This is a genomic window from Desulfosarcina sp., from assembly GCF_033791525.1.
Taxonomy (GTDB): Bacteria; Desulfobacterota; Desulfobacteria; order Desulfobacterales; family Desulfosarcinaceae; genus Desulfosarcina.
The window spans coordinates 1-4893 of the sequence record NZ_JASJGN010000120.1 but is presented as its reverse complement, the minus strand read 5'-3'; the positions used below and the strand labels follow the sequence as shown (position 1 = coordinate 4893).

Annotated in this window: 3 protein-coding genes; 2 read left to right on the top strand and 1 reads right to left on the bottom strand. The window is 55.5% G+C overall.

Annotation, left to right across the window (positions count from 1 at the left end; all coding sequences use genetic code 11):
* A partial coding sequence (locus tag QNK41_RS05650; RefSeq protein ID WP_319254638.1) for a GGDEF domain-containing protein occupies nucleotides 1–333 on the top strand: 333 nt, incomplete at its 5' end.
* 320 nt (nucleotides 334–653) lie between these two features.
* Here the strand turns inward: QNK41_RS05650 and QNK41_RS05645 are convergent.
* Nucleotides 654–2561, bottom strand: a complete 1908-nt coding sequence (locus QNK41_RS05645; RefSeq protein ID WP_319254636.1) for a propionyl-CoA synthetase — start codon at nucleotides 2559–2561, stop codon at nucleotides 654–656.
* 659 nt (nucleotides 2562–3220) lie between these two features.
* On the opposite strand from QNK41_RS05645, the gene QNK41_RS05640 reads away from it, so the two are divergent.
* Nucleotides 3221–4893: PAS domain S-box protein (locus tag QNK41_RS05640; protein ID WP_319254634.1), on the top strand; the 1673-nt coding region annotated here is incomplete at its 3' end.

The window sequence follows — 4893 nt, the reverse complement described above, 5'->3', positions numbered from 1 at the left end:
TGCGGGGACCGGGTGCTGCATGAATTCGGACGACTGTTGAATGACAGCATCCGCAAATACGATGTGGGCTGCCGTTATGGCGGCGAAGAGTTCGCTGTTATTCTCCCCGACACGTCGTTGGACAAGGCCATGTCGCTATGCGAGCGGTTTCGGGCGCGGGTAAAGGACTACGACTTTACCTACGAGGATCTGACCCTTCACATCACAGCCAGCATTGGTGTCGCTGCCCGACCAGCCAGGGGTGGCTTCACCGGCAAGCAGCTTGTGGACTTGGCTGACAAAGCCCTGTACCAAGCCAAAAGCCAGGGGCGCAATACGGTCGTTGCCATGTAGTCAGCAGGTTGAAAGATGGCTGCGAAAGCTGAATTTGGAAATCAATCACTTACGGTTCCCTGCTTTAGTGCCCCTATTCGCAAATACGATGGCATTCGATTGCCGATTCATCCCGGCTCGCTGCGTTGCTCGGCGCGCCAATAGCTTAGGCTATTGGCCACTTCTCGCGCCTTGCGATACGGGCGCCTCGACAATCTCGGTGCGTCACCGTATTTACGAATAGGAGCACTTAGGACAAAGAAAAACACCGGGTGCTAAATTGAAGGAAGCACCCGGTGTTTTATTTAAGGTTTTATCAATCGGTCAGGACCGATTAGCCATCAGGACTTCCTGGACCCGGCATACCCGATGCCTTTCAAGGCCTCTTCCATCTCGTCCAGGATGGTCGGGTCGTCGATGGTGGCCGGCACTTTGTATTCCTGATTGTCGGCGATCTTCTGGATCGTTCCCCGCAGGATTTTGCCCGAGCGGGTCTTAGGAAGGCGCTTGACCACTGTGGCCGTCTTGAAAGCCGCCACCGGCCCGATGCGATCGCGGACCATCTGGATGACCTCCTTGACGATCTCGTCTTCGGCCTTGCTCACCCCGGCCTTGAGTACCACAAAACCGACCGGCACCTGGCCTTTGAGGCTGTCATCCACCCCCAGCACCGCGCACTCGGCCACATCCGGGTGGTCGGACAGCACCTCTTCCATGGCCCCCGTGGAGAGACGGTGACCGGCCACGTTGATGATGTCGTCCGTGCGGCTCATCACGAAGGCGTAGCCATCCGCATCGATGTAGCCCGCATCGGCCGTTTTGTAGTAACCGGGGAACTCTTCCAGGTAGGATTCCACATAGCGGTCGTCGTTCTGCCACAAGGTCGGCAGCGTACCCGGTGGCAGCGGCAGCTTGACCACCAGAGCGCCAATGTCACCTGCGGCCACCTGCTGGTTGTTGGCGTCCACCGCCTGCAGGTTCCAACCCGGCACCGCCTTGGTCGGCGAGCCCTCTTTGACTGGAAATTCATGCAATCCTAAGCAGTTAGCGGCAATGGCCCAACCTGTCTCCGTCTGCCACCAGTGATCGACCACCGGTACCTTCAGGGCATCTTCGGCCCAGTGCAAGGTGTTGGGGTCGAGGCGCTCGCCAGCCAAATACAGGGCCTTGAAGTTGGACAGGTCGTACTGCTTCATCAACTCTGCATTGGGGTCCTCGCGTTTGATCGCCCGGAAGGCCGTCGGCGCGGTGAACATTGCCTTGACCTTGTGCTCGCTGATCACCCGCCAGAAGACGCCGGCGTCCGGTGTGCCCACCGGTTTGCCCTCGAACAGGATCGTGGTGCAGCCTTTGAACAGCGGTCCGTAAACGATGTAGCTGTGACCCACGACCCAGCCGACGTCCGAGGCCGCCCAGTAGACATCTCCGGCATCCATGTTGTATACGTTCTTCATGGTCCATTTCAGGGCCACCACATGGCCGCCGTTGTCGCGAACCACACCCTTGGGCACGCCCGTGGTACCTGAGGTGTATAGGATGTAAAGTGGATCCGTGGCTGCTACCGGCACGCAGTCTGCCGGCGCTGCCGCTGACATGGCTTCCACCCAGTCCACGTCCCGCCCGGCGATCATGGACGCCGTTTCCATGGGTCGCTGAAGGATGATGCACTTGCCCGGCTTGCTGGTGCTCATGTCGATCGCTTTGTCCAACAACGGCTTGTAGGCGATGACCTTCTTCACTTCAATGCCGCACGACGCCGTCACGATCACCTTGGGCTTGGCATCGTTGATGCGCGTGGCCAGCTCCTTGGCCGCAAATCCGCCAAACACCACCGAGTGCACCGCCCCGATGCGGGCACAGGCCAGCATGGATATGGCCGCTTCGGCGATCATGGGCATGTAAATCAGCACCCGGTCGCCTTTTTCCACCCCTTGTGCCTTGAGCACGCCGGCAAAAAGGGCCACTTCGTCGCGAAGCTGGCTGTAGGTGTATTTTTTGATCGTGTCGGTGACCGGACTGTCGTAGATCAGGGCAAGCTGGTCCCCCCGCCCCTGGTCGATGTGATAGTCCAGGGCATTGTAGCAGGTGTTGATCTGGCCGCCGGTAAACCAGCGGTAGAAAGGCTTGTTGCTGTCGTCCAGCACCTTGTCCCAGCGCTTGTACCAGTGGCAGTCTTCCGCCGCCTTCGCCCAGAATCCGTCCGGATCGTTCATCGACTGTTCAAATGCCGCTTGATAGGGATTGGTCATGTGGCCTCCTTTTGCCGTTGGTTAAAAAATGAGAGGGAAACATTGTTGCATGGTGATTGTAATATTCCGGCGCCATCGGTTCCGAAGTGCTTCCGAATATTGTGGTTTCTGGGATTACCGACTGTGATCGTCCGGCAGCCTACTCGCTGGGGAACAGGCAGAATCGTCAGGAAACAATAAAGAAAAATAATGATTTATGTCAAGTATAAAAGCTGAACTTCATACAGTATGTGAATGATCGAATTTATTTTACCCGACTTCGAGTCCAAAGGGATGCCGCACGGCGCATGTATCGGGCTAATTTCGACGCCGATAACTTAAGTGGTATTTTCATTGGCCATTCAACCCAAATCAAGGATGCAAGGGGGCCTAAATAGCACAACGGATGCATAGCAGTATTATCAGAACCGATCTTAAAATAAGGATTGGGTTCAAAATCAAGGCGGAGTCGAGTTTCAATCCGCAGGCATGATCGACTAGGTCGAGGACTTGAGTCGATGAACCAATTCGGAGAATGGGCCAAAAAAACATTATTTAATGGCTGATGGTTATGCATCCCCTGTGTTGACCCATGTGGGCTTTTCAGATATCGTTCCACAGGGGTTTCCATCACTTGGATCGACTTCTCTTTTTCCGACAATTCTCAAAGGATGCATTCCATGCCGTCACTGAAAGCCATCTTTCACGAGAGCCTCTTGCTCAAACTATTGGCCAGCGTCGGCTTGATGTTGCTTCTGTCCCTCGGGGTGTGGGGATTCTTCAACTTTAGATACATGCAGCAAAAGTTGGTAGGCAACATCACCGCCGGAACCCAGCGGCTGAGCAACACTATCCGCCTGGGCACCCATTATTCCATGATGCTCAACTCCAGGGACGACATCAAACAGATCATCAACAATATTTCCAAGCAGCACGACATCGTCAACATCCGCATCTACAACAAGCAGGGAGAGATTAAATTCTCCAATCAGGACGCCGAGATTGACACGGTCACCAACATCAAGGACGAGGCCTGCTACATTTGCCACCGCAGCGATCCACCGGTGCACCAGGTGTCACTGGCCGAAACCGTGCGCACCTTTCGGTCGGAGAGCGGCTACCGGCTGATGGGCGTCATCAGCCCGGTGTACAACGAACCGGGCTGTTCCACCGATGCCTGCCACATCCATCCACCGGACAAAAAAGTGTTGGGAGCCATCGATCTGGTCGTTTCCTTGGAGGAAGCGGATTTAGAACTGGCCCGCTATGAAAGGAACCTGGTGGCGCTGGCTGTATTCATCTTTCTGGCCACATCGGCCATGATCCTACTTTTTATCTATCGGTTCGTCAAATATCCCATCAAAAAACTCATCGACGGCACCCGGCGCATCGAAAACGGGGACTATGCGGCAATGATCGAAGTGGACCAAGCTGACGAAATGGGGCAGTTGGCCAAAGCCATCCGACAGATGGGCCGTTCCATCGACAGCAAGCAAGGTGAGCTCAACAAGCAGCGCGATCAGTTCCAGAACCTGTTCGAGATGGTGCCCTGCGTCATTACCGTCCAGGACCGGGACTACCGGCTCATCGGCTACAACCGCGAATTCGCCGACAAGTTCGCACCCAAACTCGGTGATTTCTGCTACCATGCTTACAAGGGACGGTGGGAGAAATGTGTGGATTGCCCGGTGGAAGCCACCTTTGCCGACGGGCAGTCCCACTACAGCGAAGAAACCGGTGTGGACAAGGACGGCAGCATCAAACATTGGATCGTGCGCACCTCACCCATCCACGATGAAACCGGCAAGATTGTGGCGGCCATGGAGATGAATCTGGACATTTCCCAGCGCAAGCAACTGGAAGAAAAACTGGAACTGTCCGAGAAGAAATACCATGCCATCTTCAACAACATTCCCAACCCGGTGTTCGTATTGGATATTCGGAGTCTGGAGATCCTGGACTGCAACAAGAGTGTCCAGGCGGTTTACGGCCTGGAGAGGGAGCACTTGATCGGCACCTGCTTCCTGAAACTATTCGAACCGGATGAGCGCGAGACCATGGCCTTTCGCATGGCCACTACGGCGATGCTGAACCAGGTCCGCCATGTGGGTGCCGATGACAGGATGCGCTATATAGACATACGCATCTCACCGTCCGAATACTCCGGCCAGCGGGTGCTGCTGGTGACCATCAGCGATGTAACCAAGCGCCTGGAAGCGGAGCAGCAACTGATCCAGGCCACCAAAATGGCCACTCTCGGCGAAATGGCCACCGGTGTCGCCCACGAGTTGAACCAGCCCCTGTCCGTGATCAAGACCGCCAGTAATTTTTTCATGCGCAAACTAAAGAAAAA

Coding starts and splice junctions, on each gene's coding strand:
- QNK41_RS05645 (WP_319254636.1), bottom strand. CDS start 2,561: ATGACCAATCCCTATCAAGCGGCATTTGAACAGTCGATGAACGATCCG.